Raw genomic sequence first — 25903 nt, 5'->3', positions numbered from 1 at the left:
ACGATCAGCGACGCGGCGACGGCCCAGGCCAGCGAGCGTCGGTGCGAGAGCGTGTGCGGAAGGGGGGTGAGGCAGGGATCGATCGGAACTCTTCCTGGGGCGGGCGGCCTGGCGTCGTGGACGGCGGATGTTCGCCAGGCGGGTGATTCGGCAGGTCCCACCCCCTCGAAAGTCGTCGTGGCCCCGGCGTCGTGCGGCCTGGAGTGGCTGCATGGTTTGCCGCGAAGTGTACATCACGCCGGTCGTCCCGCCGGCCGCAAGTGAGATCTTCGATCGGCGTATGGCCTTGCTCGCGGTGTGCGTTTCCATCGTGGTGCACGTCGCCTGGGCGCGCCCCGCTTTGGTGCGGCGCATCTGTCCAAAAGCGCGCGCGCTCGTGCGGCTCGCCGTCGATCCCCCCTTAAAGCCTTCTCTTCGTGGCCGGTTTCGCTCCTGGCACGCGGATTGCTTAGTGCCTATCGCTGGAAGAAATTTTTCTGATTGGCCACTTTCCCACCTTCGAGGAGCAAACAGATGCTACGTCGCAATTTTGTCAAGACCGTTTCCGCCGTTGCCGTTAGCGCGGCCCTGGGCCTGGCCTCGTTCAACGCGCTGGCCGCCGAGACGATCAAGGTCGGTGTCCTGCATTCGCTTTCCGGGACGATGGCGATTTCCGAGACGGCGCTCAAGGAAACCGTGCTCATGGCCATCGCCGAGATCAACGCCAAGGGCGGTGTGCTCGGCAAGCAGCTGGAGCCGGTGGTCGTCGATCCGGCGTCGAACTGGCCGCTGTTCGCCGAGAAGGCGCGGCAGCTGCTGAGCCAGGACAAGGTTGCGGTGACGTTCGGCTGCTGGACCTCGGTGTCGCGCAAGTCGGTTCTGCCGGTGTACAAGGAACTCAACGGCCTGCTCTTCTACCCGGTGCAGTACGAAGGCGAGGAGCTCGAGTACAACGTCTTCTACACCGGCGCGGCGCCAAACCAGCAGGCGATCCCGGCGGTCGAGTACCTGATGAGCAAGGACGGTGGTTCGGCGAAGCGTTTCGTCCTGCTCGGCACCGACTACGTCTATCCGCGCACGACGAACAAGATCCTGCGCGCCTTCCTGAAGTCCAAGGGTGTCGCCGACGCCGACATCATGGAGGAGTACACGCCTTTCGGGCATAGCGACTACCAGACGATCATCGCCAAGATCAAGAAGTTCTCGAGTGAAGGCAAGCGCACGGCGGTGATCTCGACGATCAACGGCGACTCGAACGTTCCTTTCTACAAGGAACTCGGCAACGCCGGCATCAAGGCGACCGAGGTGCCGGTCGTTGCGTTCTCGGTCGGCGAGGAAGAGCTGCGCGGCGTCGATACCAAGCCGCTCGTTGGCCATCTGGCGGCGTGGAACTACTTCATGACCCTCAAGAATCCGGCGAACGACGGCTTCACCAAGGCGTACCGCGCGTGGGCGGTCAAGCAGGGCCTGCCGAACGCCGACAAGGCGGTGACCAACGACCCGATGGAAGCCACCTACATCGGCGTCTATATGTGGAAGCAGGCGGTCGAGAAGGCCAAGTCGACCGACGTCGACAAGGTCATCGCGGCGATGGCCGGGCAGACCTTCAAGGCGCCGTCCGGGTTCACCATCAAGATGGACGAGAAGAACCACCACCTGCACAAGCCGGTGTTCATCGGCGAGATCCGTGCCGACGGACAGTTCGACGTCGTCTGGAAGACCCCTGGCCCGGTCAAGGCGGCCCCGTGGAGCCCGTACATCCCGGGCAACGACAAGAAGAAGGGCGAGCCCGAGGGTAAGTAAGCAAGCGTCGTTCGTTGAACGGATGGCCAAGGGCACGGGCGGCGGGCGTTGTCGCCGTCCGTGCCTGATCCTGGAGAAAGCATGCGTACTATTCGATTAATCGTTGCTGGCTGGCTGTTGGGCATTGCATGCGCGCACGCGGCGATCGACCCGGCGTTGCTCGGCCCGCTGGCGTCCGACGGCAACGACGCCAAGATCGTCGCCATCACGGCGCTGGTCGATGGCGCGCAACGCGAGGCGCTGCCGGTGCTCAAGGCCATGGCCAGGGGCTCGCTGGCGCTGGCCGGCGAACGCGTGGTGATCGTCGATGGCGAGCGGGTGATCGACGCGGCGACCAATGCCGAGATCGTGCCGGCGCCGGAAGTGACCGAATCGATCGGCATCAACAACCGCCTGCGTCGCGAACTCGCTTCGACACTCGCCGCGCTGCGTCTTTTCTCCAGCGACCGCGAAATCCGCTGGGAGGCGGCGCAGGAACTGGCGTCGGGCGCCGACGCCGAGATGCTGCCCTTGCTGGAAAAGGCGCTGGCTTCGGAAGCCGATCCCGAGATCAAGGCGCGTCTGCAGATGGCGTACGCGCAGGGCAGCATCGGTTCAAGCGACGCCGTCGTCCGCCTGTCGGCCGTTCGCCTGCTCGGCGAAAGCGGCGATCCCAATGTCCTGCAGCTGCTCGGGCCGCTGACCGAAAAGCGCGGCGACAGCTGGGCCGAACCCGATAGTGCCGTACGTGCGGCCGCCGGCACGTCGATCCGGGCGATCGAGAAACGCCTGGCGTTTGCCGAGAACGTCGGGCGCGCCTTCACCGGCGTCTCGCTGGCGTCGATTCTGTTGCTGGCGGCCCTCGGCCTGGCGATCACCTACGGCGTCATGGGGGTGATCAACATGGCGCACGGCGAACTGCTGATGGTCGGCGCGTACTCGGCGTGGGCGATGCAGAGCGTCTTCCAGGCCTATTTCCCGAATCTGCTTGACTGGTACCTGCTGGCGGCGATTCCGGTCGGTTTTTGCGCCGCGGCGCTGGTCGGCGTGCTCATGGAGCGCGTCGTCATCCGCCACCTCTACGGGCGTCCGCTGGAGACGCTTCTGGCCACCTGGGGCATTTCGCTGTTCCTGATCCAGGTTGCGCGCACGGTTTTCGGCGCGCAGAACGTCGAGGTCGCCAACCCGGTGTGGATGGCCGGTGGCATTGAAGTGCTGCCCAATCTGTTGTTGCCGTGGAACCGGATCATCATCATCGGCTTCTCGGTTGCCGTGCTGGCGGCCATGTGGTCGATCCTCAACCTCTCGCGCATGGGAATGTTCGTCCGCGCGGTGACCCAGAATCGGCCGATGGCCGGCTGCGTCGGCGTGCCGACGGGGCGCATCGACACCATGGCCTTCGCCCTCGGTGCCGGCATCGCCGGACTTGGCGGCGTGGCGCTGTCGCAGATCGCCAACGTCGGCCCGGACATGGGGCAGGGCTACATCGTCGATTCGTTCATGGTCGTCGTTCTCGGCGGCGTCGGGCAGCTTGCCGGCGCGGTCTGGGCAGCGCTCGGCCTCGGCGTGATGACCAAGTTCCTCGAAGGCTGGACCGGTGCGGTGGTCGCCAAGATCGTCGTCCTGGTGATCATCATCATCTTCATCCAGAAGCGTCCGCAGGGGCTGTTCGCCCTCAAGGGCCGCTTCGTCGAGTCGTGACATTGACTCGTGACATCGTGACCGGAGCGTCCATGACTTCCTCGCCTGCCCGCACGCCCTTCATCGTCCGCCTCGGGCGCAGCCTCGACGCGCGCAGCTGGCTGCTGATCGGGCTGTTCGCCGCCTTCGCGCTGGTGGCCGTTCCGGTCATGCACCTGCTGCTGCCGCCCGGGAATCCGCTGCACCTGTCGACCTACTTCATCACCCTGACCGGCAAGATCCTCTGCTATGCGATCGTCGCCGTGGCCATGGACCTGATCTGGGGTTACGGCGGCATCCTCTCGCTCGGCCACGGCCTCTTCTTTGCCCTCGGCGGCTACACCTTCGGCATGTACCTGATGCGCGAAATCGGTCGTGACGGCAGCTACCAGAGCGACCTGCCCGACTTCATGGTCTTCCTCGACTGGAAGGAGCTGCCCTGGTTCTGGACCGGCAGCGACCATTTCCTGTGGGCCGTGCTGCTGGTTCTCATCGTCCCGGCGCTGATCGCCTTCGTCTTCGGCTACTTCGCGTTTCGCTCGCGAATCAAGGGCGTCTACTTCTCGATCATCACGCAGGCGCTGACCTACGCGGCGATGCTCCTATTCTTCCGCAACGAGACCGGTTTCGGCGGCAACAACGGCTTCACCGATTTCAAGCGCATCCTCGGCTATTCGATCACCGCACCGGAAACCCGCGTCGTGCTCTTCGCGCTCTCGGCGCTGGCGCTGATCGGGACCCTGGTGCTGGCGCGCTTCCTGGTCACTTCGAAATTCGGCCGCATCCTGACGGCGATCCGCGACGCCGAGTCGCGCGTCATGTTCATCGGCTACAACCCGCTGTGGTACAAGCTCTTCGTATGGACCCTGTCGGCCATGCTCTGCGCCATCGCCGGCGCGCTCTACGTGCCGCAGGTGGGGATCATTAACCCCTCCGAAATGGCAGTGGCCAACTCGATCGAAATCGCCATCTGGGTGGCCGTCGGCGGGCGCGGAACGCTGATCGGCGCGGTCATCGGCGCCTTCATCGTCAATCTGGCCAAGAGCTGGTTTACGGTCAGCTTCCCCGAGTACTGGCTGTTCTTCCTTGGCACGCTGTTCATCGTGTCCACGCTGTGGCTGCCACAGGGCGTCGTCGGGCTTTACCGGCGGCTGCGCGCCGGGAGGAGCAATCGGCAGGAGTCGGCGAACGATGCCGAGAAGGGGGCCGGGAAGGCAAGGGAAAACTGCGGCGCGCCGGCGTCGGCTCCCCTGGCTGCCGCGAAAGGAGCCAGCGCATGAACTCGGGTGACCTCTTGCTGACCGACAACCCCGACTGGGACAGCGGTACCGCAGAACTTGGGCACATGCTCAAGCCGGGCCAGCTCGACCTGTCGCACAAGGTCGTCCTCTATCTCGACGGGATCACGGTCAGCTTCGACGGCTTTCGCGCACTGAACAAGCTCTCCCTGACCATCGACGCCGGCGAGCTGCGCTGCATCATCGGGCCCAACGGCGCCGGCAAGACGACGATGATGGACGTCATCACCGGCAAGACGCGGCCCGACGAAGGCAAGGCCTTTTTCGGCCAGACGCTCGACCTGACGCGGCTCTCCGAACCCGAGATCGCGCATCTCGGCATCGGCCGGAAATTCCAGAAGCCGACCATTTTCGAGAACCATACGGTGTTCGAGAATCTCGAGCTGGCGATGAAGACCGACAAGCGCGTCTGGCGCAGCCTGCTGGCGCTGCTCGATTCCGCGGCCGGCGACCGCATTGCCGAGACGCTGCAGACGATTCGCCTCACTGCCCACGCCGATCGCCTGGCCGGCCTGCTCTCCCACGGCCAGAAGCAATGGCTGGAGATCGGCATGCTGCTGATGCAGGAGCCGCGGCTGCTGCTCCTCGACGAACCCGTTGCCGGCATGACCGACGAGGAAACCGAACGCACCGGCGAGCTCTTCCTGACCCTGGCCGGCAAGCATTCGCTGGTCGTCGTCGAACACGACATGGCTTTCGTCAAGCAGCTCGGCGGCAAGGTCACGGTGCTGCACGAAGGCAGCGTTCTCGCCGAAGGCGCGCTCGAAGACGTGCAGGCCGACGCGCGGGTCATCGAAGTCTACCTGGGGCGCTGAGAACATGCTCGACGTAAAGAATCTCAACCAGTTCTACGGCGGCAGCCACATCCTGCGCGACCTCAGTTTCAGCGCCGAGGCCGGCAAGGTGACGGCGGTTCTCGGCCGCAATGGCGTCGGCAAGTCGACCCTGCTCAAGTCGCTGATGGGAATGGTGCCGACGAAAGGCGGCAGCATCGAGTTTGCCGGCCGCGACCTGACCCGCAGCGCGTCGCACCAGCGGGTCAAGGCGGGCATCGGTTACGTGCCGCAGGGACGCGAGATCTTCCCGCGCCTGACGGTGCACGAGAACCTGCTCATGGGACTGGCCAGTTGTCCGGGCAGTACGCCGATTCCCGAGCGCATCTTCGAGATGTTCCCGGTGCTGCGCCAGATGCTGCGCCGCCGCGGCGGCGACCTCTCCGGCGGCCAGCAGCAACAGCTGGCGATCGGCCGCGCGCTGGCCATGGGCCCCAGGCTGCTGATCCTCGACGAACCGACCGAAGGCATCCAGCCGTCGATCATCAAGGACATCGAGCGCGCCATCCGTGCGCTTGCGCAAAGCGGCGAAATGGCCATCCTGCTCGTCGAACAGTACTATGATTTCGCGCGTTCGCTGGCCGATCAATATCTGGTCATGGAACGTGGCGAAATCATCATGCGCGGACGAGGTGAAGACATGGAGAAAGACGGGGTTCTCGCCGCCCTCGCCGTTTGATCGCGGCGCAGGGCGAGGAGGGGTGGCGCGATGAAGCGCCGCGCCAAGGTCCGGAGGGGCGCGATGAAGCTGCACGCGGAGGTCTGGAGGGGCGCGATGATGCTGCGCGCCCTAGCCGCCAGGCGCTCGAGGAGGCGGCGCGCCCGGGCTGGCAGGCGCGGCTGGCGCTGGGCGTCGAACGCCGCGGCGGGTCCAGCGTGCTCGTGCGGCGCGAGCATTCCGGACCCTTGCGCGTGCAGAAGGCGCTTTACCCGGAAGGCCCGGACGTCTGCCACGCGATCGTGCTGCACCCTCCGGGCGGCATCGCGGGTGGCGACAGCCTGGAGATTTCGCTTGCCGTCGGCGCCGGTGCGCGAGCGCTGGTGACGACGCCGGGCGCCGGCAAGTGGTATCGTTCGGGCGGTCGGCAGGCGCGCCAGTCGCTGAACGTGCGCGTTGGCGAGGGTGGCGTCGTCGAGTATCTGCCGCAGGAGACGATCGTCTTCGACGGCGCTGAAGCGCAGATGCAGACGCAGGTCGAGCTGGCTGCCGGGGCGCTGTTCTGCGGTTGGGAGATTCTCTGCCTGGGACGAACGGCGTCCGGCGAGCGTTTCAGCCGCGGCCGGCTGGACCTGGCGACGCGCATCGAAAGGCAGGGACGGCCGCTGTGGCTGGAACGTGGCCGGCTGCTCGGTGGCTCGGCGTGGCTGGACGCTGGCGCGGGTCTCGCCGGTCGGCCGGTGAGTGCGACGCTGCTGCTCGCCGGCAGGACGGTCGATCCCGACTGGCTGGCAGCCTGCCGCGCGCTCCCGGTGGCCGATGGCCTGCTGACCGGGGTGACCGCGCTGCCCGAGCTGCTCGTTGCCCGTTGCCTGGCTCCGGGCGCCGAGGCGGCACGCGTCTGGTTGAGTGCAGTATGGCAGCAGTTGCGCCCGCTGGCGCTCGGAAAACCGGCCGTGCCGCCGCGTATCTGGAGTACCTGAATGCCGGCCTGACGGACGGCCCAGCGTAGGCAGGGTCGTGTTGCACGCAGGATGGAGTATAGGAATGCCCACGACGACGTGGTTTCAGGCCGCTGCCCGCACGTCATTGCGAGGAGGCGCAGCCGACGTGGCAATCCAGGGGTTTTGCCTGCGTGTGGTCGATGCGGCGGAAGAAAGTGAGAGGATGGAACTGGATTGCCGCGTCGCTGCGCTCCTCGCAATGACGGGGTGGGGCGTGTGGGGGGTGCGGGATGCTTGCGCGGTTGGGGCGGCGAGGCGCGCGAGTGGGCCGACGAGGGGCGCGGGTGGGCCGGATGGATTCCAGCGGCCTGTCCGTCATTGCGAGGAGGCGTAGCCGACGTGGCAATCCAGGGGTTTTGTTTTTCGTTTGGCTGATGTGGCGGACAGGTAGTCAGAGGATGGAACTGGTTTGCCGCGTCGCTGCGCTCCTCGCAATGACGGGGTGGGGCGTGTGGGGGGTGCGGGATGCTTGCGCGGTTGGGGCGGCGAGGCGCGCGGGTGGGCCGACGAGGGGCGCGGGTGGGCCGGATGGATTCCAGCGGCCTGTCCGTCATTGTGAGGAGGCGTAGCCGACGTGGCAATCCAGGGGTTTTGTTTTTCGTTTGGCTGATGTGGTGGACAGGTAGTCAGAGGATGGAACTGGATTGCCGCGTCGCTGCGCTCCTCGCAATGACGGGGTGGGGCGTGTGGGGGGTGCGGGATGCTTGCGCGGTTGGGGCGGCGAGGCGCGCGGGTGGGCCGACGAGGGGCGCGGGTGGGCCGGATGGATTCCAGCGGCCTGTCCGTCATTGCGAGGAGGCGCAGCCGACGTGGCAATCCAGGGGTTTTGTTTTTCGTTTGGCTGATGTGGCGGACAGGTAGTCAGAGGATGGAACTGGATTGCCGCGTCGCTGCGCTCCTCGCAATGACGGGGTGGGGGGGTGCGGGAGGGTTGCGCGGTTGGGGCGGCGAGGGGCACGGTGCGGAACATGCGGATCCTGGCCCGCACGGGGGTTTCGCGCCAGGCACGGTCGCCGAAAGTATCATTGGAAACGCAGCACTCAACCAGGAAGCCTGAGGAAGACGTATGGAACTGACGCCGAGAGAGAAGGACAAGCTGCTCGTTTTTACCGCCGCGCTGCTCGCCGAACGGCGCAAGGCGCGCGGGCTTAAGTTGAACTACCCGGAGGCCGTGGCCCTGATCAGCGCGGCGATCATCGAGGGCGCCCGCGACGGGCGAACGGTCGCCGAGCTGATGAGTTTCGGAACCACCATCCTGGGCCGCGACGAGGTCATGGAAGGCGTGCCGGAAATGATCCACGACATCCAGGTGGAAGCGACCTTCCCGGACGGCACCAAGCTGGTCACCGTTCACCACCCGATCGTCTGAGGAGGGCCATTGATGATTCCAGGAGAGATGTACGTCCTGCCCGGCGAGATCGAACTCAACGCCGGCCGGGCAACGCTGCAGCTGAGTGTCGCCAATACCGGCGACCGCCCGATTCAGGTCGGTTCGCACTATCACTTCGCCGAAACCAATGGCGCGCTGGCTTTCGACCGCGCGGCGGCGCGCGGCTTTCGGCTCGACATCGCGGCCGGCACGGCGGTGCGTTTCGAACCGGGGCAGACGCGCAGCGTGCAACTGGTGGCGCTGGCCGGCGAGCGGCGGGTCTATGGGTTCAACGGTCTGGTGATGGGAGCGCTGAAATGAGCGTCAGGATCTCCCGCCAGGCGTACGCCGAAATGTTCGGGCCGACGATCGGCGACCGCGTGCGCCTGGCCGACACCGAGTTGTGGATAGAAGTCGAGGAAGACTTCACCGTTTACGGCGACGAGGTCAAGTTCGGCGGCGGCAAGGTCATTCGCGACGGCATGGGGCAGGGCCAGCTGAGCGCCGCGGAGGTCGCCGATACGGTGATCACCAACGCGCTGATCGTCGACCACTGGGGAATCGTCAAGGCCGACATCGGCATCAAGGGCGGACGGATCAGCGCCATCGGCAAGGCCGGCAACGCGGACATCCAGCCGGGCGTGACGATCGCCATCGGCGGCAGCACCGAGATCATCGCCGGCGAGGGGATGATCGTCACCGCCGGCGGCATCGACGCGCACATCCATTTCATCTGCCCGCAGCAGATCGAAGAAGCGCTGATGTCGGGAATAACGACCATGCTCGGCGGCGGCACGGGCCCGGCGACCGGCACCTACGCGACGACCTGCACGCCGGGGCCGTGGCATATCCAGCGCATGCTCGAAGCCGCCGACGCCTTTCCGATGAACCTCGGTTTCTACGCCAAGGGCAACGTCTCGCTGCCCGAACCCCTGCGCGAGCAGGTGCGCGCCGGGGCCATCGGTCTCAAGCTACACGAGGACTGGGGGACGACGCCGGCGGCGATCGACAACTGCCTGGCGGTGGCTGAGGAGATGGACGTGCAGGTGGCCATCCACACCGACACGCTCAATGAATCCGGCTTCGTCGAAACGACACTGGCCGCTTTCCGCGGGCGGACGATCCATACCTTCCATACCGAAGGCGCCGGCGGCGGGCACGCGCCGGACATCCTGCGCGCGATCAGTGCGCCCAACGTCCTGCCCTCGTCGACCAACCCGACGCGGCCGTACACGGTGAATACCGTCGACGAGCATCTCGACATGCTGATGGTCTGTCATCACCTGGATCCGGCGATCGCCGAGGACGTTGCTTTCGCCGAGAGCCGTATCCGTCGCGAGACGATCGCCGCCGAGGATATCCTGCACGACCTCGGCGCGCTGTCGATGATGTCCTCGGACTCGCAGGCGATGGGCCGTGTCGGCGAGGTAATCATCCGCACCTGGCAGACGGCGCACAAGATGAAGGTGCAGCGCGGACATCTGCCGGCGCCGACGGGCGCCCAGGCTGCGCGGGCGAGCGCCAGCGACGCCAACGACGCCAACGACAATTTCCGTGTCAAGCGCTACCTTGCCAAGTACACCATCAACCCGGCGATCACGCACGGTATCGGCCATGTGGTCGGTTCGATCGAGGTCGGCAAGCTTGCCGACCTGGTGCTCTGGAAACCCGCATTCTTTGGCGTCAAGCCGACGCTGATCGTCAAGGGCGGGATGATCGCCGCAGCGGCGATGGGCGACGCCAACGCCTCGATCCCGACGCCGCAACCGGTGCACTACCGGCCGATGTTCGGTGCCTTCGGGAAGGCCTTGCGGACTTCGGTCACCTTCGTCTCGCAGGCGGCGCTGGACAATCCCGAGCTGGCTGCGCTGCAACTCGCCAAGCCGCTGATTGCCGTTCGCGACACGCGCGGAGTGCGCAAGTCGGATATGGTGCACAACGCGGCGACGCCGAAGATCGACGTCGACCCCGAAACCTACGCCGTACGCGCCGATGGCGAGCTGCTGGTCTGCGAGCCGGCGAGCGTCCTGCCGATGGCCCAACGTTACTTCCTTTTCTGAGCCGAACATGCTTTTTGCCGAATCCTTCGCCGATGACCAGACTCCAGCCAGCGATCGCCTGGTGCTTCCTTACGAGGTGCGCCGCAAGAGCCGGCAGCGGGTGACGCTGGCCAGCGGCGAGGAGCTGGGCTACGTTCTGCCGTCCGGCACCGTGCTCAGGCAGGGCGACCGCCTGCTCACCGGCAACGGCCTGGTCGTCGAGGTCGAAGCGGCCCCGGAAGCGTTGCTCGAAGTGCGCACCAGCGACAGCTTGCAGCTCGTCTGCGCGGCCTACCATCTCGGCAACCGGCACGTGGCGGTGCAGTTTGGCGATGGTTTCCTGCGCTTCCAGCCTGATCACGTCCTTGCCGAAATGCTCGTCGGCCTGGGGTGTACGGTGAGCGAGGTCGAGGCGCCGTTCGACCCTGAAGGGGGCGCCTATGGCGCAAACGCGCACGTGGATAGTCATTCCCGGAGACACGGCTATCGCCCGCTGTCCGGCGCGGACGTCAGCGAACCCCACCATCCCGGGCACGGCGCACATCGCTCGCCGGCCAGGATCCACGAGTTCAAGTGAGGCATTGAGTCCTTGAGTCATTGAATCCGACACTGCCGCGTCTGCTCCAGCTCGCCAGTCCGGCGCTGCCGGTCGGCGCCTACACCTATTCGCAGGGCCTCGAGTGGGCCGTCGAAAGCGGTCTGGTGCACGACCAGGCGAGTGCGCTGGCCTGGATCGCCGCGCTGCTCGAAGAGGGTATCGGTTGCTTCGAGGCGCCGCTGACGGGCCAGTTGCAGCGTGCCTGGGCGGCGGCGGAGCATGCGGAGATCGAGCGTCTCAACGCCGATTTCCTGGCCAGCCGAGAGTCCTCCGAGCTGCGCGCCGAGACGCTGCAGATGGGCTATTCGCTGCGTCGCCTGCTGCACGAGCTGGACGACCTTGTCTTGCCGCCCGCCTTCGACGCGCTGGCCGAGGTTTCCTTTCCGGTGGGCTGGGCGCTGGCCGCCGACGGCTGGAAAATCCCGCTCGCCGATTCGCTGACCGCGTATCTCTGGTCGTGGTGCGAAAACCAGACCATGGCGGCGCTCAAGGCGGTGCCCCTCGGGCAGGCCGCCGGGCAGCGAATCCTGTTCGCCCTCGGTGGCCGCCTGCCAGGTGTCGTCGAGCGCGCACTTGAATTGCGCGAAGAACGCTGGAGCAACTTCGCTCCCGGGCTGGCGCTGGCGTGCTGCTGCCACGAAACGCAATACACGAGACTCTTCCGATCATGAAAGAAAACGACCCCAAGATGACCCCCCGTCCTGCGCTGCGCATCGGCATCGGTGGCCCGGTCGGTTCCGGCAAGACCGCGCTCACCCTGGCCCTGTGTCTCGCGCTGCGCGACAAATACAGCCTCGGCGTGGTGACCAACGACATCTACACTGCCGAAGACGCGAAGTTCCTGGTGCACCACGCGGCGCTGCCGCAGGCGCGCATTCTCGGCGTCGAGACCGGCGGCTGCCCGCATACCGCGATTCGCGAGGACGCGTCGATCAATCTCGAGGCGGTGGCCCGCCTGACGGCGGCCTTTCCGGACATCGAGATCGTCTTCGTCGAGTCCGGCGGCGACAATCTGGCGGCGACCTTCAGCCCCGAACTCTCCGACCTGACGATCTACGTCATCGACGTCGCCGCTGGCGAAAAGATCCCGCGCAAGGGCGGTCCGGGGATTACCAAGTCCGACCTGCTGGTGATCAACAAGACCGATCTGGCTGCGCTGGTCGGTGCCTCGCTGGAAGTCATGGACCGCGACAGCCGGCGCATGCGCGGTGCGCGGCCGTTCGTTTTCAGCAACATGAAGACCGGCGCGGGGCTGGCGGAGATCATCGCCTTCATCGAGTCGCGGGGCTTGCTGGGCGCGGCCTGAAGCGCGCCGCCGTGCGAGCGTTCACTCCGGCTTGCGGTAGATCGTCGGTCTGATTGCCGACAGCTGGTCGGTGATGCCGTGCAGCGATTCGGAATGGCCGACGATGAAATGGCCGCCCGGGAGTAGCCGCGGCAGGAGGTTGGCAACGACCTTGCGCTTGGTCGCGGTATCGAAGTAGATCATCACGTTGCGCACGAGAATGACGTCGAAGCTGCCGACAGCGGGGCTGATCGGCAGGGTCAGGTTGACCTGTGCGAAGCGTACCTGCTGGCGGATGCGCGGAGCGATGCGGAAAGTCGCCTCGTCGCCGCCTTCGCCGGGCAGGCAGTACTTGCGCCGACAGGCTTCGGGGATGCCCTCGTTGCGGTTGACCGGGTAACAGGCATTGCGCGCCCTGGCCAGCACCTGCGTACTGATGTCCGACCCGAAGACCTCCCAGGGGGTGTTGGGGAGCGCTTCGGCCAGCAGCATGGCGACGCTGTAGGCCTCTTCGCCGCTCGAACTGGCGGCGCTCCAGACGCGAAAGCTGCGTCTCTGTTGGCTGGCGAGAATTTCGTCGCGCAGGAAGTCGAAGTGGCGAGCTTCGCGGAAGAAGTAGGTTTCGTTGGTGGTCAGCAGGTCGACCATCGTCTGCTGCTCGTCCGGGTGCTGGCCGCTGCTGACCAGGCGATAGTAGTCGCCGAAGCTGCCGAGCTGGCGCTCGCGGAGACGCCGCTGCAAACGACCCACGAGAAGAATCTTCTTGCTGTCGGCCAGGTTGATGCCGGCGAGTCTGTAAATGAGTCGCTGGAAAAGGGCAAACTCCTGGTCGGTGATCGACGCCTGGTCCATCCATACCTCGTTAAGCTTTCGCCGTCAGGCGGCTGGGTCGCCGCTGGCGTTGATCGACGGTCGCCGGGCGGCGGTTGCCGGCCCGGTTCGCCCTGTCGGCTCGTCGGCAGCGCTCATCTGCGCCACATGCTCCACCATGACGACGGTTGTGGCAAGTCCTGCCGGTCATCGCAGCGCGTGTGCGGGCCGGGGGCGAAAGTCATGGTGCGATTCTTTGTCGAGCTATATCAGCGTGTTATAGAATGCGCGGTGTTTTCTTTTGCGATGGCCCTAAAGAAATGCCGTGAATTGTGCGTTATTCCTCTTGCTGGGCGCATTGCAGCAAGTATTCTCGTTTCATTCACAGCGGCTTGGCGACGATCAGCTGGCGGGGTGACGCTTGGCGTCAAGAGCCGCGGCCCTGTCGCCGTGGTTACGATCTGAGCATGGGTTGCGACGCCGGCAAGCGCGAGGGTTTCGTGGCCAGTGTCAATTCAACTATACTGTGGCGCGCTTTACGATACCCGTCAGCGCAGTGTCTTGGGGATTCGCCGCATTCCGTTTCCAGGCCGGCGGCTACAAAGGAGAGGGTCATGGTTTCACGCTTGCATCATCTTATCGGCGCCGCTTTGCGTTGGCTTGCGTTGGGCGCTGTCGGCGCACTTGTCGTGGGTTGCGCGGCCAATTTTCCGCCTGCTCCGGAGGTTGCCGCTTCACCGGATTATCGCTACCTTATCGGGCCTGGCGACAACGTGAATATCATCGTCTGGCGCAACCCCGAGCTTTCCCTGTCGGTTCCCGTACGTCCGGATGGAATGATTGCCGGTCCCTTGATCGAGGACATGCCGGCAATGGGCAAGACGCCGACGATGCTGGCGCGCGATATGGAGAAGGCTTTGGGGGTCTTCATCCGCGATCCGGTGGTGACCGTTGTGGTGACCGGTTTTGTCGGCAGCCAGAGCGAGCAGATTCGCGTTATCGGCGAGGCGTCCAAGCCGCAGGCCCTTCCGTACCGCCAGAAGATGACCCTGCTTGACGTGATGATTGCGGTTGGCGGCTTGACCGATTTTGCCGATGGCAACGGCGCGACGCTGCTGCGCGCTTCCGACGACAACAAACAGTACAGCGTTCGCCTGCACGATCTGATTCGCCGTGGCGATATTTCGGCCAATGTGGATGTCAAGCCCGGCGATGTGCTGATCATTCCGCAGAGCTGGTTCTGATGGTCGCCCGACGTTTCGCTTGTTTTCTGCTTTGACATTTTTCCTCGCCTGCCGATGACCGTGCACGATGCCGTCGGCAATCCTCAAACCGATACCGATAAAGTCTGAATCCCATGGATGAACTGCTTCGACAAGCGACAACGATATTGCTCGGCATGTGGAAGCGTCGCTGGCTGGGGATCATCGTCGCCTGGGTTGTTGGTCTGGCGAGTGTGGCGGCGGTGCTGGCAATACCTGACAAATACGAGGCTTCGGCACGAATCTTTGTCGACACGCAGTCGATCCTGCGGCCGCTGATGTCCGGCTTGGTGACGCAACCCAATATCGACCAGCAGGTGATGATGCTGAGCCGCACGCTGATTACGCGACCAAACGTGGAAAAGCTGATCCGCATGGCCGATCTCGACCTCGGCATCCAGTCGAAGGGCGAGCGCGATGCGCTGGCCGAGAACCTGATGTCGTCACTCAAGATCGCCAATACCTCGCGCGATAATATCTACACCATCAACTATCGCGACACCCAGCCAGAGCATGCGAAGCGGGTGGTGCAGTCGCTGGTTTCAATATTTGTCGAATCGAACCTCGGTGACGCGCGCAAGGACTCGGAGTCGGCGCGCAAGTTCATCGACGAACAGATCACCACCTACGAGAAGAAACTCGAGGAGGCGGAGGCCAGGCTGAAGGAGTTCAAGTTGCGCAACCTGGCAACGCAGAGTGCGGAGGGCAAGGACCACTTTGCCCAGATGAGCGAGACCGGTGCGCTCCTCGAACAGAGCAAACTCGCCTTGCGCGAGGCCGAGCAGTCGCACGAGGCGCTCAAGCGTCACATCCTCGGCGACGAGCCGGCCCTCCTGCCGGCGCCGGTGCAGGAGAATATTTCCGGCGTCTCGATTCCTGAGATCGACAGCCGACTCGACATCATGCAGCGCAACCTGGACGCCATGCTGCAGCGGTTCACGGAAAAGCATCCCGATGTGGTCAGTGCCCGCCGTCTGATCAAGGATCTCGAAGAGCAGAAGCGCGAAGAGATCAAGGCGCGGAGGAAGGTGGCGCAGGCCAGCCCCGCGACTTCGATGTCGACCAATCCGGTGCACCAGCAACTGGCCATTTCCGTATCCGAGGCGGAGGCGAATATTGCCGCCCTGCAGACCCGTGTCGCGGAGTATCAGGCGCGTTACGACCGCATGAAAGAGGCGGTCAAGTTGATGCCGCAGATCGAAGCCGAGTTCGCCCAGCTCAATCGTGATTACGAGATCAACAAGAATAACTACGAGCAACTGGTCAAGCGGCGTGAATCGGCCAACATGGGCAGCGAGATCAACAACACCGTTGGCGTCGATTTCCGTCTGATCGACCCGCCGCGTGTCTCGCCCAAGCCGGTCGCCCCGAACCGCACCCTGTTCCTGCCGCTGACTCTGCTGCTGGCCCTGGGTGCCGGCATCGCCGTGACCTTCGCCGCCAGTCAGGTTCGGCCGGTGTTCTTCGATTCGCGCTCGCTGCGGGAAACCTGTGGTCTGCCCCTTCTGGGAACCGTGTCCATGCTCACCAACGACGCGACGAAACGTAGCCAGCGCCGCGACTTGATCCGCTTTGCTGCGGCCTGCATCTCGCTGGTCGGCGCCTACGGTGCGGGGCTTCTCGCCTTGTTTCTTTTTTCCGTCCGTACTGCCTGAGGAAAAGCGATGAGCCTCATTGAACAAGCGGCCAAGCGTCTTGCACAGTTGCGCAGCGCGGGTGTGGAAGTCGGCGCCCCCGTCGCCGACGTCGAGCCAGCGCCTCCCGAAGCCGAGGCTGCCGCGCGTGTCGAGGCGGTTGCCGACCTCAAGCGCCAACGTGCCGAGATGTCGGCAAGCACGGCGCCGGTAGCCAACGCGCCGGCTTCGCGGCGTATCGAGCTCGACCTGCAGGCGCTGGCCACCAGCGGTCTGATCAGCCCGGATGCGCCACGCTCGCAGATCGCCGATCAGTATCGGGTGATCAAGCGGCCCTTGATTGCCAACGCCATGGGCAAGGGTGCGGCGCCGGTCAAGCGCGGCAACCTGATCATGGTCACCAGCGCGATTTCCGGAGAGGGAAAGAGCTTCTCGGCGATCAATCTGGCGATGAGCATCGCCATGGAGATGGACAACACCGTGATGCTGGTCGACGCCGACTTGCCGAAGCCCTCGGTGCTCAAGATGCTTGGTTTGCCGCCGTCGCGCGGCCTGCTCGACGTTCTGACCGACGACTCGGTCGAGTTCTCGCAGGTGTTGATGAAGACCAACGTCGAAACACTGACCATTCTGCCGAGCGGTACGCAGCACGCGCGGGCGACCGAACTCCTGGCCAGTGACGCGATGGTCGATCTGCTCGAGGAGATGGCCACACGCTATCCGGATCGGATCATCATCTTCGACTCGCCGCCGCTGTTGATGACGACAGAATCGCGCGTGCTGGCCACGCACATGGGACAGGTAGTGGTCGTGGTGAAGGCGGAAAGCACGGTTCGCAGTGACGTCAAGCACGCCCTGGCGGCGATTGAATCGTGCCCGGTAAAAATGATGCTGCTCAACCAGGCGCGCGGCAGCAGTCAGGATGGTTATGGCTACGGCTATGGCTACGGTTATGGCTACGGTTACGGCTACGGTTATGGTTCAGACGGTGCTTGAGGGCAAGGGGGGGGCTCCGCGCGGGCGGCGGCGCCTGGCTGTCGGCGATGGCCAGCTGCGCCAGGCCCGCGTGGTCGCACTGTTGCCGGTCGTCCTGGCCTGTGCCGCGACTCCCCTGCACGCCGAGAACTGGACAATCGTGCCGTCGATCGCGGTCAGCGAGACGCTGACCGACAATGTTTTCCTCTCCTCGTCGTCGAACAAGCAGGGCGATCTGGTGACCGGCATCACGCCGTCCATCTCGGTCAACGGACAGGGTGCGCGCGCCAACCTGCGTCTCGACTATGGTTATACCGAGCAACTCTATCTGCGCGAGAAGAGCCAGAGGAATCACCAGAACGCGCTGAACGCGGTCGGCACGCTCGAGGCCATCGAGGACTTCTTCTTCATCGACGCCACGGGACGGATTTCGCAGCAGTATCTCTCGGCATTCGGCGCCGTTTCACCGAGCAACGCCAACGTTGATAGAAACCGAACCGAGACGTCGAGTTACTCTCTCTCGCCCTACCTCAGGGGCAAGTTGCTGGGCTGGGCCGATTACCGCTTGCGTTACCAGGCGACAACGACCAGCTCGCAGTCAAACCTGGCGCCGGGGCTGAATTCCTATCAGTGGAGCGGTGGGCTGAACGGATCGACGCGCTGGAATCACATCACCTGGGCGCTGGATGCGAGCAGCCTGAAGAACGACTACGAGTTTGGTCGCGACTACGACGCCACCCGCTATGACGTGACCGTCGCCTACCGTTTCAATCCCCAGTTTCAGGTATCCCTGCTCGGCGGGCGCGAATCGAATGACTACGTTAGCCTGGACCAGCAGACGAATTTTACGCGCGGTGTCGGTTTTGACTGGACGCCGAGCACTCGTACGCGGCTCAACGCGATCGTGCGCAACCGCTTTTTCGGAACCGGCTGGGATATCAACTTCAGCCATCGGCGGCCACGGTCGATGCTCACTTTCCGTTCCAGCAAGGACGTGTCGCTGCAGCCACAAGGGGTGGGCAACACCGGCCAAGGCAATAACTACGATGCCTTCTATGCGATCATCGCCGCCACCAATCCGACGTTCACCCCGGCGCAGATCGGTGCGCAGACCGCGCAATTGCTGGTTGATCGAGGTATTCCGGCCGACAGCACGGTGGTCAATGGCTACCTCAACGATCGCCCCCAGGTGCAGAACCTGCAGCAGCTGACGGCAGCCCTGATGGGTTCCCGCAACACCGTTACCTTCACGGCGACGCGCAGCGAGCAGCAGGGTCTGAGTGTCATCAATGGCCTGACCGACGATTATTCAACGCGAGATCGCATTCTGCAGGTCGGCTACGGCATCATCTGGGCGCACCAATTGTCGGGCCTGTCGTCGCTCTCGCTGTCATTCAATCAGCAGCGGAGCAGCTCGTTCATCACCAGCTCGCCGGAAACCACCACCACCGGTGGATATCTGTTGCTGTCGACGCGCATCACGCCGAAGACCAGCGCCAACATCGGCGCCCGCCGGGTCATTTCCAGTGGCGTCACCAGCTATTCCGAGAACGCGCTGACCGGCGCACTTTCCCACAGTTTTTGATCGCTCTTCATGTACGAATCCTTCTACGGTTTGACCAGCAAGCCCTTCCAGCTCAACCCCGACCCAAGCTTTTATTACGCTTCCAAGCAGCATCGGCGGGCGATGGCCTACCTTGAATATGGCCTGAATCAGAACGAGGGCTTCATCGTTGTCACGGGCGAGATCGGTGCCGGAAAGACAACGATCGTACGCGGTCTGCTCAACGACCTGGATTCGGACAAGGTCGTTGCAGCGCAGCTGGTGAGCACTCAACTCGACGCCGAGGACACGCTGCGCATGGTCGCCGCGGCGTTTGGCGTTGGCGGCAAGAATGTCGGCAAATCGGAGCTGCTGCTGGCTCTGGAAGCTTTTCTGGTCGAGGTGACGGGCCAGGGGAAACGCTGTCTGCTGATCGTTGATGAAGCGCAGAACCTGACCCCGCGTGCGGTCGAGGAGCTGCGCATGCTGTCGAATTTCCAGTTTGGCACGCAGGCCCTGCTGCAGAGCTTCCTGATCGGGCAGCCGGAGTTTCGCAAGGTCATGCAGAGCCCGGAAATGAAGCAGTTGCGTCAGCGCGTGATCGCCGCCTGCCACATTGGGCCGATGGCTCAGGACGAAACGCAGGCGTACATCGAGCACCGCCTGAAGTGCGCCGGATCGCAAGGCTCACCGCATTTTGACGCGGGCGCCTTCGAGGCCATTTTCGTGGCCAGCGGCGGCATTCCGAGACGCATCAACGCGCACTGTGATCGCCTGCTGTTGTCCGGCTTCCTGGCCGGCAAGAGCGAGTTTAACCGTGCCGATGTCGAAGAGGTGGCCAAGGAACTCAAGGAAGAAACGCAATCGCAATCGGTCATCATGCCGAACAGCCCCGGCGAAGGCGGCGAGAGCGCGGCCCATCCGCCACTGACGGAGAGCGGCATTCTGGATATCGACCTGTCGCGCCTCGATCTCGACGCCAGTACCGCAGAACGTGCGTCGCGCGCCATTGCCGAGCTGAAGAGCGGCCAGGCCGAGCAGCGGATGATACGTATAGAGCGCAGCATGGTTCGTCTCGAACGCAGCAATGCAGCGGTTATTTCGCTGATTCAGCAACTGGTTGACGCGCTGCGGGTGAAACCATGAAGGAGAGTGATCTTGGCTGACCAGCAGTGGCCTGCCGATCTCGGCCCGGTCGTCTGCGTCGTTGGCGCGCGGCCCAATTTCATGAAGATGGCGCCGATCCTGCGTGCCTTGCGCGCTCACCAGCCGGCCGTTCCGGCCCTGCTCGTGCATACCGGCCAGCACTACGACAAGGACATGAACGACCGTCTGTTCGTCGACCTGCGCCTGCCGCATCCGGATATCAACCTGGAAGTCGGTTCGGGGACGCACGCCCTGCAGACGGCCGAAGTCATGAAACGTTTCGAGCCGGTACTGGACAGCCATCGGCCGGCGTGCGTTCTGGTGGTCGGCGACGTGAATTCGACGCTCGCCTGCTCGCTGGTCGCGGTCAAGAAAGACGTGCCGGTGGTGCATGTCGAAGCCGGCCTGCGCAGCCACGATCGCGCGATGCCCGAGGAAATCAATCGCCTGCTCACCGACCAGATTGCCGATCGCCTGTACACCACCGAGCGCAGCGCGCTGGCCAACCTGACACGCGAAGGGGTGGCCGAGGAGCGCGTACGCTTCGTCGGCAACGTGATGATCGACTCGCTGCTCTCGAATCTCGAGCTGGCGCACCCGCCAGCGCGAACGCTGGAAACGGCGGGCATCGACGCGGCGCTGCTCGACGACGCGAACGGCTACGGGGTAGTGACCCTGCACCGGCCCTCCAACGTCGACCGGGTCGACACGCTGCAGCCCCTGCTGGCGGTCCTGCGCGAGGTTTCCGAGCAGCTGCCGCTGGTTTTTGCCCTGCATCCGCGGACGCGCGCGAACATCGAACGTTTCGGCCTGGGCGAGCTGCTGCGTAGCCCGCGCATCGCCCTGCTACCCGCGCAGGGCTACCTGGAAATGCTCGGCCTGATGGCCGGAGCCAAGCTCGTCCTTTCCGATTCCGGTGGGCTGCAGGAGGAAAGCACCGCACTCGGCGTCCCCTGCCTGACGATCCGCGAAAACACCGAGCGTCCGATCACCATCGAGCAGGGCACCAATACCCTGGTCGGTTGCGATGCGCAGGCGATTCGCAAGGGGGTTGCCGAGATTCTTGCCGGCGCCGGCAAGCGCGGTCGCATCCCCGAGTTCTGGGATGGCCAGGCAGCGCCGAGAATCGTCGCAGACCTCGCCGCCTGGCTGCTCGCGCGGCACGCGTTGCGCGCCGCGTAACCAGGAGACAGGCACAAGATGCCCGGCCAGCCGATCACCAACGCGCTGACGATCGACGTCGAAGACTACTTTCAGGTCTCCGCGCTCGCCCCGTACATCCCGCGCGAGCTTTGGGATTCGCGCGAGTGCCGCGTCGAACGGAACGTCGAGCGAATTCTTCTGATGCTCGACGAAGGGCAGACGCGGGCGACCTTCTTCACCCTTGGCTGGGTCGCCGAGCGTTACCCGCAGCTGGTCCGTCGCATCGTCGCCGGCGGGCACGAGCTGGCCAGTCACGGTTACGGCCATCAGCGCGCCAGCGATCTCAGCGAAGCCGAGTTCTCGGCCGATATCGGCGCCGCCAAGAAGTTGCTGGAGGACATCTCCGGAGAAGAGGTCAAGGGCTATCGGGCGCCGAGTTTTTCCATCGGCGAAGCGAATCTCTGGGCCTTCGATTGCCTCGAACGTGCCGGCTATCGCTACAGTTCGAGCATCTATCCGATTCGCCACGACCACTACGGCATGCCCGATGCACCACGCTTCGCGCACCGCGTGCGCGCCGGACTGCTGGAACTGCCGGTGACCACGCTGCGCTACTTCGACCGTAACTGGCCGGCCAGTGGTGGCGGCTACTTCCGCCTGCTGCCGTATCCACTGTCGCGCTGGCTGCTGGCGAAAGTCAATCAACGCGATCGTCAGCCGGCGATCTTCTACTTTCATCCCTGGGAAATCGACGCCGACCAACCGCGCGTTACCGGTATCAGTGCGAAGACCCGCTTTCGTCATTACGTCAACCTGCGGCACACCGAAGGTCGGATCAAGCGCCTGCTCGGCGACTTCCGCTGGGGGCGAATGGACGAGATCTTTCTGGGCCCGGCCGCGCCGCCGCTGACAGTGAACTGATGGACACGAGAATCGAGGAAATCGCCAGGCTGGTCGCGGCCAGCGCGCCGCTGGTCGTCAAGACGCTGGATCCTGCCGACCGCGTCGCGGTTCGCCAGTGGGATGCTTTCGTCGCCGCCTGTCCGGAAGCCACCTTCTTTCACAAGTCGGGCTGGCAGCAGGTCCTCAAGGAGGTTTTCGCGCATCGTACGCATTTCCTCTACGCCGAGCGTTCCGGCGTGATCGAGGGCGTATTGCCGCTGGCCCAGGTCAAGAGCGTGCTTTTCGGCAATACCCTGGTCTCGCTGCCCTTTGCCGTCTATGGCGGCGTCGCAGCGAACAGCGTGGCGGCGGTCGAGGCGCTGGAAGGCGAAGCGCAGGCGATCGCCACGCGTCTCGGTGTCGACCACCTGGAACTGCGCAACCTGCGCCACCGTCATCCGGACTGGCCGCTGCAGGATCTCTACGTGCGCTTCCGCAAGCCACTCGAACCCGCGGTCGACGACAACCTGCTGGCCATCCCGCGCAAGCAGCGGGCGATGGTTCGCAAGGGGATCAAGAACGGCTTGCGCAGCGAGATCGACCAGGATCTGGGGCGCTTCTTCGCGCTCTACGCCGACAACGTTCATCGCCACGGGACGCCGGCACTCCCCCGGCGCTACTTCGAGACCTTGCAGCGCGTCTTCGCTGCCGACTGCGAGGCGCTCACCGTGGTGGACGACAACGGTCGGCCGCTGAGTGTCGTGTTGAGTTTCTATTTTCGCGACGAAGTCCTGCCGTACTACGCCGGCGACGACGTCTCGGCGCGCCAGCTGGCGGCCAACGATTTCAAGTACTGGGAGTTGATGCGCCGCTCCTGCGAGCGCGGGCTGAAGATTTTCGACTATGGCCGTAGCAAGCAGGGTACCGGCTCGTATTCCTTCAAGAAGAACTGGGGCTTCGAGCCGCAACCGCTGTTTTATGAGCATCGCCTGTACCGCCGCGATTCCATCCCGCAAAACAACCCCTCCAACGCCAAGTACCAAATGCTGATCAAGACCTGGCGGCGCATGCCGATTGGCCTCGCCAACTGGCTTGGGCCATTCATCGTGCGCAACCTGGGTTAGCCGTTCCGGGGAAGCGGTGCTGCGCTGCGTACGCGCCGCGACGACCGCTGACCTCGACGCCTTCGATGCCTTCGATGACTCCTGAGTGTTCCTGCCTGTTGAAAGCCACTCCATGAACCAAGCCGAACCGCGTCCGACCTCCCCTGCAGCAGATCCGGCCTGGCGCGTTGCTCTCCCCGCCCTGATTCTGACCCTGCTCGTGATTCTGCTGCTCTTTCGCGAGACGGCGCTGGCCATGGCCGCTATCTGGGAGCGTTCGGATACCTATGCGCACGGTTTCATCGTGCCGCCGATCACCTTGTGGCTGATCTGGCGGATACGTTCCAGTCTCGCCGTCTTGGTGCCCAGGTACAGCTTTCTGGCGGTGCTCCTGTTTGCCGGCGCCGGCTTTGTCTGGCTGCTGGGAGAGGTGGCTGCAGTCAATGCGCTTTCCCAGTTTGCGTTGGTGGCGATGCTGATTCTGGCCGTACCTGCGGTCCTCGGCTGGGGAGTCGCACGGCGGGTTGCCTTTCCGCTGCTCTACCTCTTCTTCGCGGTGCCCTTTGGCGACTTTGCGATGCCCATGCTTATGGAATGGACGGCGCACTTCACCATTCTCGGCTTGCGCGTCTCGGGCATTCCCGTGCATGCCGAAGGCCTGCGCTTCGTCATCCCCAGCGGCAGCTGGTCGGTGGTCGAGGCCTGTAGTGGCGTTCGCTATCTGATCGCTTCGGTGACCGTCGGGACGCTGTTCGCCTACCTCACCTATCGCTCGCTGGCGCGGCGCCTGGTTTTCGTTCTGGTTTCCTTCCTGGTTCCGATCGTCGCCAACTGGATGCGGGCCTACATGATCGTCATGATCGGCCATCTGTCGGGGAACAAGCTGGCGGTCGGCGTCGACCATCTGATCTACGGCTGGGCGTTCTTCGGTATCGTCATTCTGGCCATGTTCTGGATCGGCGCGCGCTGGCGTGAGGATGAGTTGGAGGTTCAGCCACCGGCGACGCCACTGTCCACGGCGCCCGCCGTCGCGGCGACGTCGGCGTCGCTGGCCGCCGCGCTGGCTACCGTCCTGGTGGCGGGCTTGTGGACCTTCGCGCAATGGCAGATCGACGGGCGTCGTGCGCCGCAGATCGGCCAGACCGCAGCGCTCGGCGCGATCGCTGGCTGGCAGGTGACGGACCCCGGTGTGCACGCCTGGCAGCCGAGCTTCGAGAACTACGCGGCGAGCACACTTGCCACCTTCGCCAAGGACGGTCGCGAGGTCGGCGTCTTCCTCGCCTATTACCGCAACCAGGACGAGCAGCGCAAACTGGTCAGTTCCAACAACGCACTGGTCAGAAGCGACGATTCGCAATGGGTCGTGGTGGGCCACGGGACGCGGGAGGTCTCGTTCAACGGGCAGGACATAAAGGTGCGCACAGCCTTGTTGCGCGGACACCCGCCGGCACGGATGATCGTCTGGCAATGGTACTGGGTCAACGGGCGCTGGACGGCCAGCGACGCCATGGCCAAGGCCTACCTTGCCCTGTCGCGCCTGACCGGCAATGGCGATGACTCCGCGCTGATCGTCCTGTACACGCCGCTCGACGGCGCCGGAGCCGGGGCCGGCGAGGCCTCGCTCGATGACTTCGTGCGCAGCGCCGGACCGGCAGTCGATGCCGCACTTCGGCAGACCATGGACGCTCAGTGAGGCACGCCGCGGACCCGCGTCCGCTGGTCGCGCATGTGGTCTTCCGTTTCGACGTCGGTGGTCTCGAGAATGGTGTCGTCAATCTGATCAACCACATGCCGAGCGAGGCGTATCGTCACGCGGTGATTTCCCTGACCGAGATCACCGATTTCAAGCGGCGCATCGTTCGCGACGATGTCAGCTTCATTGCCCTGGCCAAACCGCCCGGTCACACGCTGTGGATCTACCCGCAGCTGTGGCGGCTGTTGCGCCGTTTGCGTCCGGCCATCGTGCACAGTCGCAACCTCGCGGCGCTGGAGGTGAGCGTCCCGGCCTGGGCGGCAGGCGTGCCGGTGCGCATCCATGGCGAGCACGGCCGCGATATCGGCGACCTCGACGGTTTGAACCGGAAAAACCAGTGGCTGCGCCGCTTTTATCGCCCATTCGTGAGCCATTACATAGCGCTGTCGCGTGATCTCGAGGATTATCTGACTTTGCGGGTCGGCATGCCGCCGGCCCGCGTTGCGCAGATATACAACGGCGTCGACGTGCAGCGGTTTCATCCGCTCGCTCAGCGCCAGGCGATTGCCGGCTGCCCGTTTACCGACCCGGGATGCTGGCTGGTCGGTAGCGTGGGGCGTATGCAGCAGGTCAAGGATCAGACGACATTGGCGCAGGCTTTCATCCGGGTGCTGGCCACCTTTCCCGAGCTGAGGAAGCGTCTGCGCCTGGTGATGATCGGCGAGGGCCCGTTGCGCGCGCAGGCGCAGGCGATGCTCGAAGAGGCCGGCGTGGCAGAGCTGGCGTGGTTGCCCGGGCAACGTGACGATATTGCGGAAATCCTGCGCGGCCTGGACTGCTTCGTCCTGCCCTCACTGGCCGAAGGGATCTCGAATACCATCCTCGAAGCGATGGCCAGCGGCCTGCCGGTGATCGCCACTGATGTCGGCGGCAACGCCGAGCTGATCGAAGCGGGCCGTTCCGGCGAACTGGTCGCGGTTTCCGATCCGCAGGCGATGGCCGAGCAGATCGCCCGCTACGCGCAGGATGCGCCGCAGGCACGTGCCGCCGGCGTGGCGGGGCGGGCCAGGGTGGAAAATGAATTCAGCCTGCAGGCGATGAGCCGAAGTTACCAGAATCTCTACGACCGGCTGCTGAGCGCGCGTGCCGGTCAGGTGGGCGGCAAGGCTTTGCTGCACCCCTAGGCG

23 protein-coding genes are annotated in these 25903 nt (G+C 64.5%); 22 read left to right on the top strand and 1 reads right to left on the bottom strand.

The window, feature by feature from the left end:
* Positions 1-513: 513 nt before the first annotated feature.
* From urtA to ureG, 12 genes are all read left to right on the top strand, one after another.
* Entirely contained in the window at positions 514-1782 is a 1269-nt protein-coding gene (urtA, locus tag QZ613_RS20295) for an urea ABC transporter substrate-binding protein (protein WP_043570888.1), read from the top strand.
* Positions 1783-1863: 81 nt separating this feature from the next.
* On the top strand, positions 1864-3462 hold the full coding sequence (gene urtB / locus QZ613_RS20290) for an urea ABC transporter permease subunit UrtB (RefSeq protein WP_043570890.1): 1599 nt from the start codon (positions 1864-1866) through the stop codon (positions 3460-3462).
* Positions 3463-3494: 32 nt separating this feature from the next.
* Entirely contained in the window at positions 3495-4721 is a 1227-nt protein-coding gene (gene urtC / locus QZ613_RS20285) for an urea ABC transporter permease subunit UrtC (protein ID WP_043570893.1), read from the top strand.
* On the top strand, positions 4718-5554 hold the full coding sequence (urtD, locus tag QZ613_RS20280; protein WP_043570895.1) for an urea ABC transporter ATP-binding protein UrtD: 837 nt from the start codon (positions 4718-4720) through the stop codon (positions 5552-5554). The genes urtC and urtD overlap by 4 nt, the downstream gene beginning before the upstream one ends.
* A gap of 4 nt (positions 5555-5558) precedes the next feature.
* Positions 5559-6251: an urea ABC transporter ATP-binding subunit UrtE gene (gene urtE, locus QZ613_RS20275; RefSeq protein WP_043570897.1), complete on the top strand. Its 693-nt coding sequence runs from the start codon at positions 5559-5561 to the stop codon at positions 6249-6251.
* Positions 6248-7213: an urease accessory protein UreD gene (locus QZ613_RS20270; protein WP_324593374.1), complete on the top strand. Its 966-nt coding sequence runs from the start codon at positions 6248-6250 to the stop codon at positions 7211-7213. The genes urtE and QZ613_RS20270 overlap by 4 nt, the downstream gene beginning before the upstream one ends.
* 1087 nt (positions 7214-8300) lie before the next feature.
* Positions 8301-8603 carry an urease subunit gamma gene (locus tag QZ613_RS20265; protein ID WP_043566894.1) on the top strand — a complete coding sequence of 101 codons (303 nt, stop codon included), beginning with the start codon at positions 8301-8303 and terminating at the stop codon, positions 8601-8603.
* Positions 8604-8615: 12 nt separating this feature from the next.
* Positions 8616-8924: an urease subunit beta gene (locus QZ613_RS20260; protein WP_043566892.1), complete on the top strand. Its 309-nt coding sequence runs from the start codon at positions 8616-8618 to the stop codon at positions 8922-8924.
* Positions 8921-10663: an urease subunit alpha gene (gene ureC / locus QZ613_RS20255; RefSeq protein WP_043566889.1), complete on the top strand. Its 1743-nt coding sequence runs from the start codon at positions 8921-8923 to the stop codon at positions 10661-10663. The genes QZ613_RS20260 and ureC overlap by 4 nt, the downstream gene beginning before the upstream one ends.
* A 7-nt stretch (positions 10664-10670) precedes the next feature.
* Complete coding sequence (gene ureE / locus QZ613_RS20250; RefSeq protein WP_043566884.1) at positions 10671-11219, top strand: urease accessory protein UreE; 549 nt, start codon at positions 10671-10673, stop codon at positions 11217-11219.
* Between the two features lie 20 nt (positions 11220-11239).
* Entirely contained in the window at positions 11240-11911 is a 672-nt protein-coding gene (locus QZ613_RS20245) for an urease accessory protein UreF (protein WP_043566881.1), read from the top strand.
* Positions 11908-12546 carry an urease accessory protein UreG gene (gene ureG, locus QZ613_RS20240; protein ID WP_043566877.1) on the top strand — a complete coding sequence of 213 codons (639 nt, stop codon included), beginning with the start codon at positions 11908-11910 and terminating at the stop codon, positions 12544-12546. The genes QZ613_RS20245 and ureG overlap by 4 nt, the downstream gene beginning before the upstream one ends.
* A 21-nt stretch (positions 12547-12567) precedes the next feature.
* On the opposite strand, the gene QZ613_RS20235 is transcribed toward ureG, so the two are convergent.
* A complete protein-coding gene (locus QZ613_RS20235; protein WP_043566874.1) occupies positions 12568-13377 on the bottom strand; it encodes a CheR family methyltransferase in 810 nt (269 codons plus the stop codon).
* A gap of 572 nt (positions 13378-13949) precedes the next feature.
* Here QZ613_RS20235 and QZ613_RS20230 point away from each other — a divergent pair.
* From QZ613_RS20230 to QZ613_RS20185, 10 genes are all read left to right on the top strand, one after another.
* Positions 13950-14579, top strand: coding sequence for an XrtA/PEP-CTERM system exopolysaccharide export protein (locus tag QZ613_RS20230; protein WP_043566871.1), 630 nt, complete (start codon positions 13950-13952; stop codon positions 14577-14579).
* A 113-nt stretch (positions 14580-14692) separates the two neighbouring features.
* Entirely contained in the window at positions 14693-16252 is a 1560-nt protein-coding gene (locus QZ613_RS20225) for an XrtA system polysaccharide chain length determinant (RefSeq protein ID WP_043566869.1), read from the top strand.
* Positions 16253-16261: 9 nt separating this feature from the next.
* Positions 16262-17227, top strand: a complete 966-nt coding sequence (locus QZ613_RS20220) for an XrtA-associated tyrosine autokinase (RefSeq protein WP_043566866.1) — start codon at positions 16262-16264, stop codon at positions 17225-17227.
* Positions 17208-18791, top strand: coding sequence for a TIGR03016 family PEP-CTERM system-associated outer membrane protein (locus QZ613_RS20215; protein ID WP_043566864.1), 1584 nt, complete (start codon positions 17208-17210; stop codon positions 18789-18791). Before QZ613_RS20220 ends, QZ613_RS20215 begins: the two co-directional genes overlap by 20 nt.
* Before the next feature lie 9 nt (positions 18792-18800).
* Entirely contained in the window at positions 18801-19895 is a 1095-nt protein-coding gene (locus tag QZ613_RS20210) for an XrtA/PEP-CTERM system-associated ATPase (RefSeq protein WP_043566861.1), read from the top strand.
* A 12-nt stretch (positions 19896-19907) separates the two neighbouring features.
* Positions 19908-21077 carry a UDP-N-acetylglucosamine 2-epimerase (non-hydrolyzing) gene (gene wecB, locus QZ613_RS20205; protein ID WP_043566858.1) on the top strand — a complete coding sequence of 390 codons (1170 nt, stop codon included), beginning with the start codon at positions 19908-19910 and terminating at the stop codon, positions 21075-21077.
* Positions 21078-21095: 18 nt separating this feature from the next.
* Positions 21096-21959 carry an XrtA system polysaccharide deacetylase gene (locus QZ613_RS20200; RefSeq protein ID WP_043566856.1) on the top strand — a complete coding sequence of 288 codons (864 nt, stop codon included), beginning with the start codon at positions 21096-21098 and terminating at the stop codon, positions 21957-21959.
* Positions 21959-23044: a FemAB family XrtA/PEP-CTERM system-associated protein gene (locus QZ613_RS20195; RefSeq protein WP_043566853.1), complete on the top strand. Its 1086-nt coding sequence runs from the start codon at positions 21959-21961 to the stop codon at positions 23042-23044. The genes QZ613_RS20200 and QZ613_RS20195 overlap by 1 nt, the downstream gene beginning before the upstream one ends.
* 112 nt (positions 23045-23156) lie before the next feature.
* Positions 23157-24716: an exosortase A gene (gene xrtA / locus QZ613_RS20190; RefSeq protein ID WP_043566849.1), complete on the top strand. Its 1560-nt coding sequence runs from the start codon at positions 23157-23159 to the stop codon at positions 24714-24716.
* Positions 24713-25900 (top strand): TIGR03088 family PEP-CTERM/XrtA system glycosyltransferase, encoded by a 1188-nt coding sequence (locus QZ613_RS20185; protein WP_043566847.1) that lies wholly within the window; start codon positions 24713-24715, stop codon positions 25898-25900. Before xrtA ends, QZ613_RS20185 begins: the two co-directional genes overlap by 4 nt.
* The last annotated feature ends 3 nt before the right edge of the window (positions 25901-25903 follow it).

The organism is Candidatus Accumulibacter sp. ACC005 (assembly GCF_907163215.1).
GTDB classification, from domain to species: domain Bacteria; phylum Pseudomonadota; class Gammaproteobacteria; order Burkholderiales; family Rhodocyclaceae; genus Accumulibacter; species Accumulibacter regalis.
Note: the sequence above shows the minus strand (reverse complement) of the source record. Positions and strands in the feature narration are given on the sequence as shown.

Bases quoted from the DNA above. Each gene is read 5' to 3' on its own strand.
- QZ613_RS20210 (WP_043566861.1), top strand. From the start codon at position 18,801: ATGTACGAATCCTTCTACGGTTTGACCAGCAAGCCCTTCCAGCTCAAC.
- urtB (WP_043570890.1), top strand. From the start codon at position 1,864: ATGCGTACTATTCGATTAATCGTTGCTGGCTGGCTGTTGGGCATTGCA.
- urtE (WP_043570897.1), top strand. From the start codon at position 5,559: ATGCTCGACGTAAAGAATCTCAACCAGTTCTACGGCGGCAGCCACATC.
- urtD (WP_043570895.1), top strand. From the start codon at position 4,718: ATGAACTCGGGTGACCTCTTGCTGACCGACAACCCCGACTGGGACAGC.
- QZ613_RS20220 (WP_043566866.1), top strand. From the start codon at position 16,262: ATGAGCCTCATTGAACAAGCGGCCAAGCGTCTTGCACAGTTGCGCAGC.
- QZ613_RS20260 (WP_043566892.1), top strand. From the start codon at position 8,616: ATGATTCCAGGAGAGATGTACGTCCTGCCCGGCGAGATCGAACTCAAC.
- QZ613_RS20195 (WP_043566853.1), top strand. From the start codon at position 21,959: ATGGACACGAGAATCGAGGAAATCGCCAGGCTGGTCGCGGCCAGCGCG.
- ureG (WP_043566877.1), top strand. From the start codon at position 11,908: ATGAAAGAAAACGACCCCAAGATGACCCCCCGTCCTGCGCTGCGCATC.
- ureE (WP_043566884.1), top strand. From the start codon at position 10,671: ATGCTTTTTGCCGAATCCTTCGCCGATGACCAGACTCCAGCCAGCGAT.
- ureC (WP_043566889.1), top strand. From the start codon at position 8,921: ATGAGCGTCAGGATCTCCCGCCAGGCGTACGCCGAAATGTTCGGGCCG.
- xrtA (WP_043566849.1), top strand. From the start codon at position 23,157: ATGAACCAAGCCGAACCGCGTCCGACCTCCCCTGCAGCAGATCCGGCC.
- urtC (WP_043570893.1), top strand. From the start codon at position 3,495: ATGACTTCCTCGCCTGCCCGCACGCCCTTCATCGTCCGCCTCGGGCGC.
- QZ613_RS20200 (WP_043566856.1), top strand. From the start codon at position 21,096: ATGCCCGGCCAGCCGATCACCAACGCGCTGACGATCGACGTCGAAGAC.
- QZ613_RS20225 (WP_043566869.1), top strand. From the start codon at position 14,693: ATGGATGAACTGCTTCGACAAGCGACAACGATATTGCTCGGCATGTGG.
- QZ613_RS20215 (WP_043566864.1), top strand. From the start codon at position 17,208: ATGGTTCAGACGGTGCTTGAGGGCAAGGGGGGGGCTCCGCGCGGGCGG.
- QZ613_RS20235 (WP_043566874.1), bottom strand. From the start codon at position 13,377: ATGGACCAGGCGTCGATCACCGACCAGGAGTTTGCCCTTTTCCAGCGA.
- urtA (WP_043570888.1), top strand. From the start codon at position 514: ATGCTACGTCGCAATTTTGTCAAGACCGTTTCCGCCGTTGCCGTTAGC.
- QZ613_RS20230 (WP_043566871.1), top strand. From the start codon at position 13,950: ATGGTTTCACGCTTGCATCATCTTATCGGCGCCGCTTTGCGTTGGCTT.
- QZ613_RS20265 (WP_043566894.1), top strand. From the start codon at position 8,301: ATGGAACTGACGCCGAGAGAGAAGGACAAGCTGCTCGTTTTTACCGCC.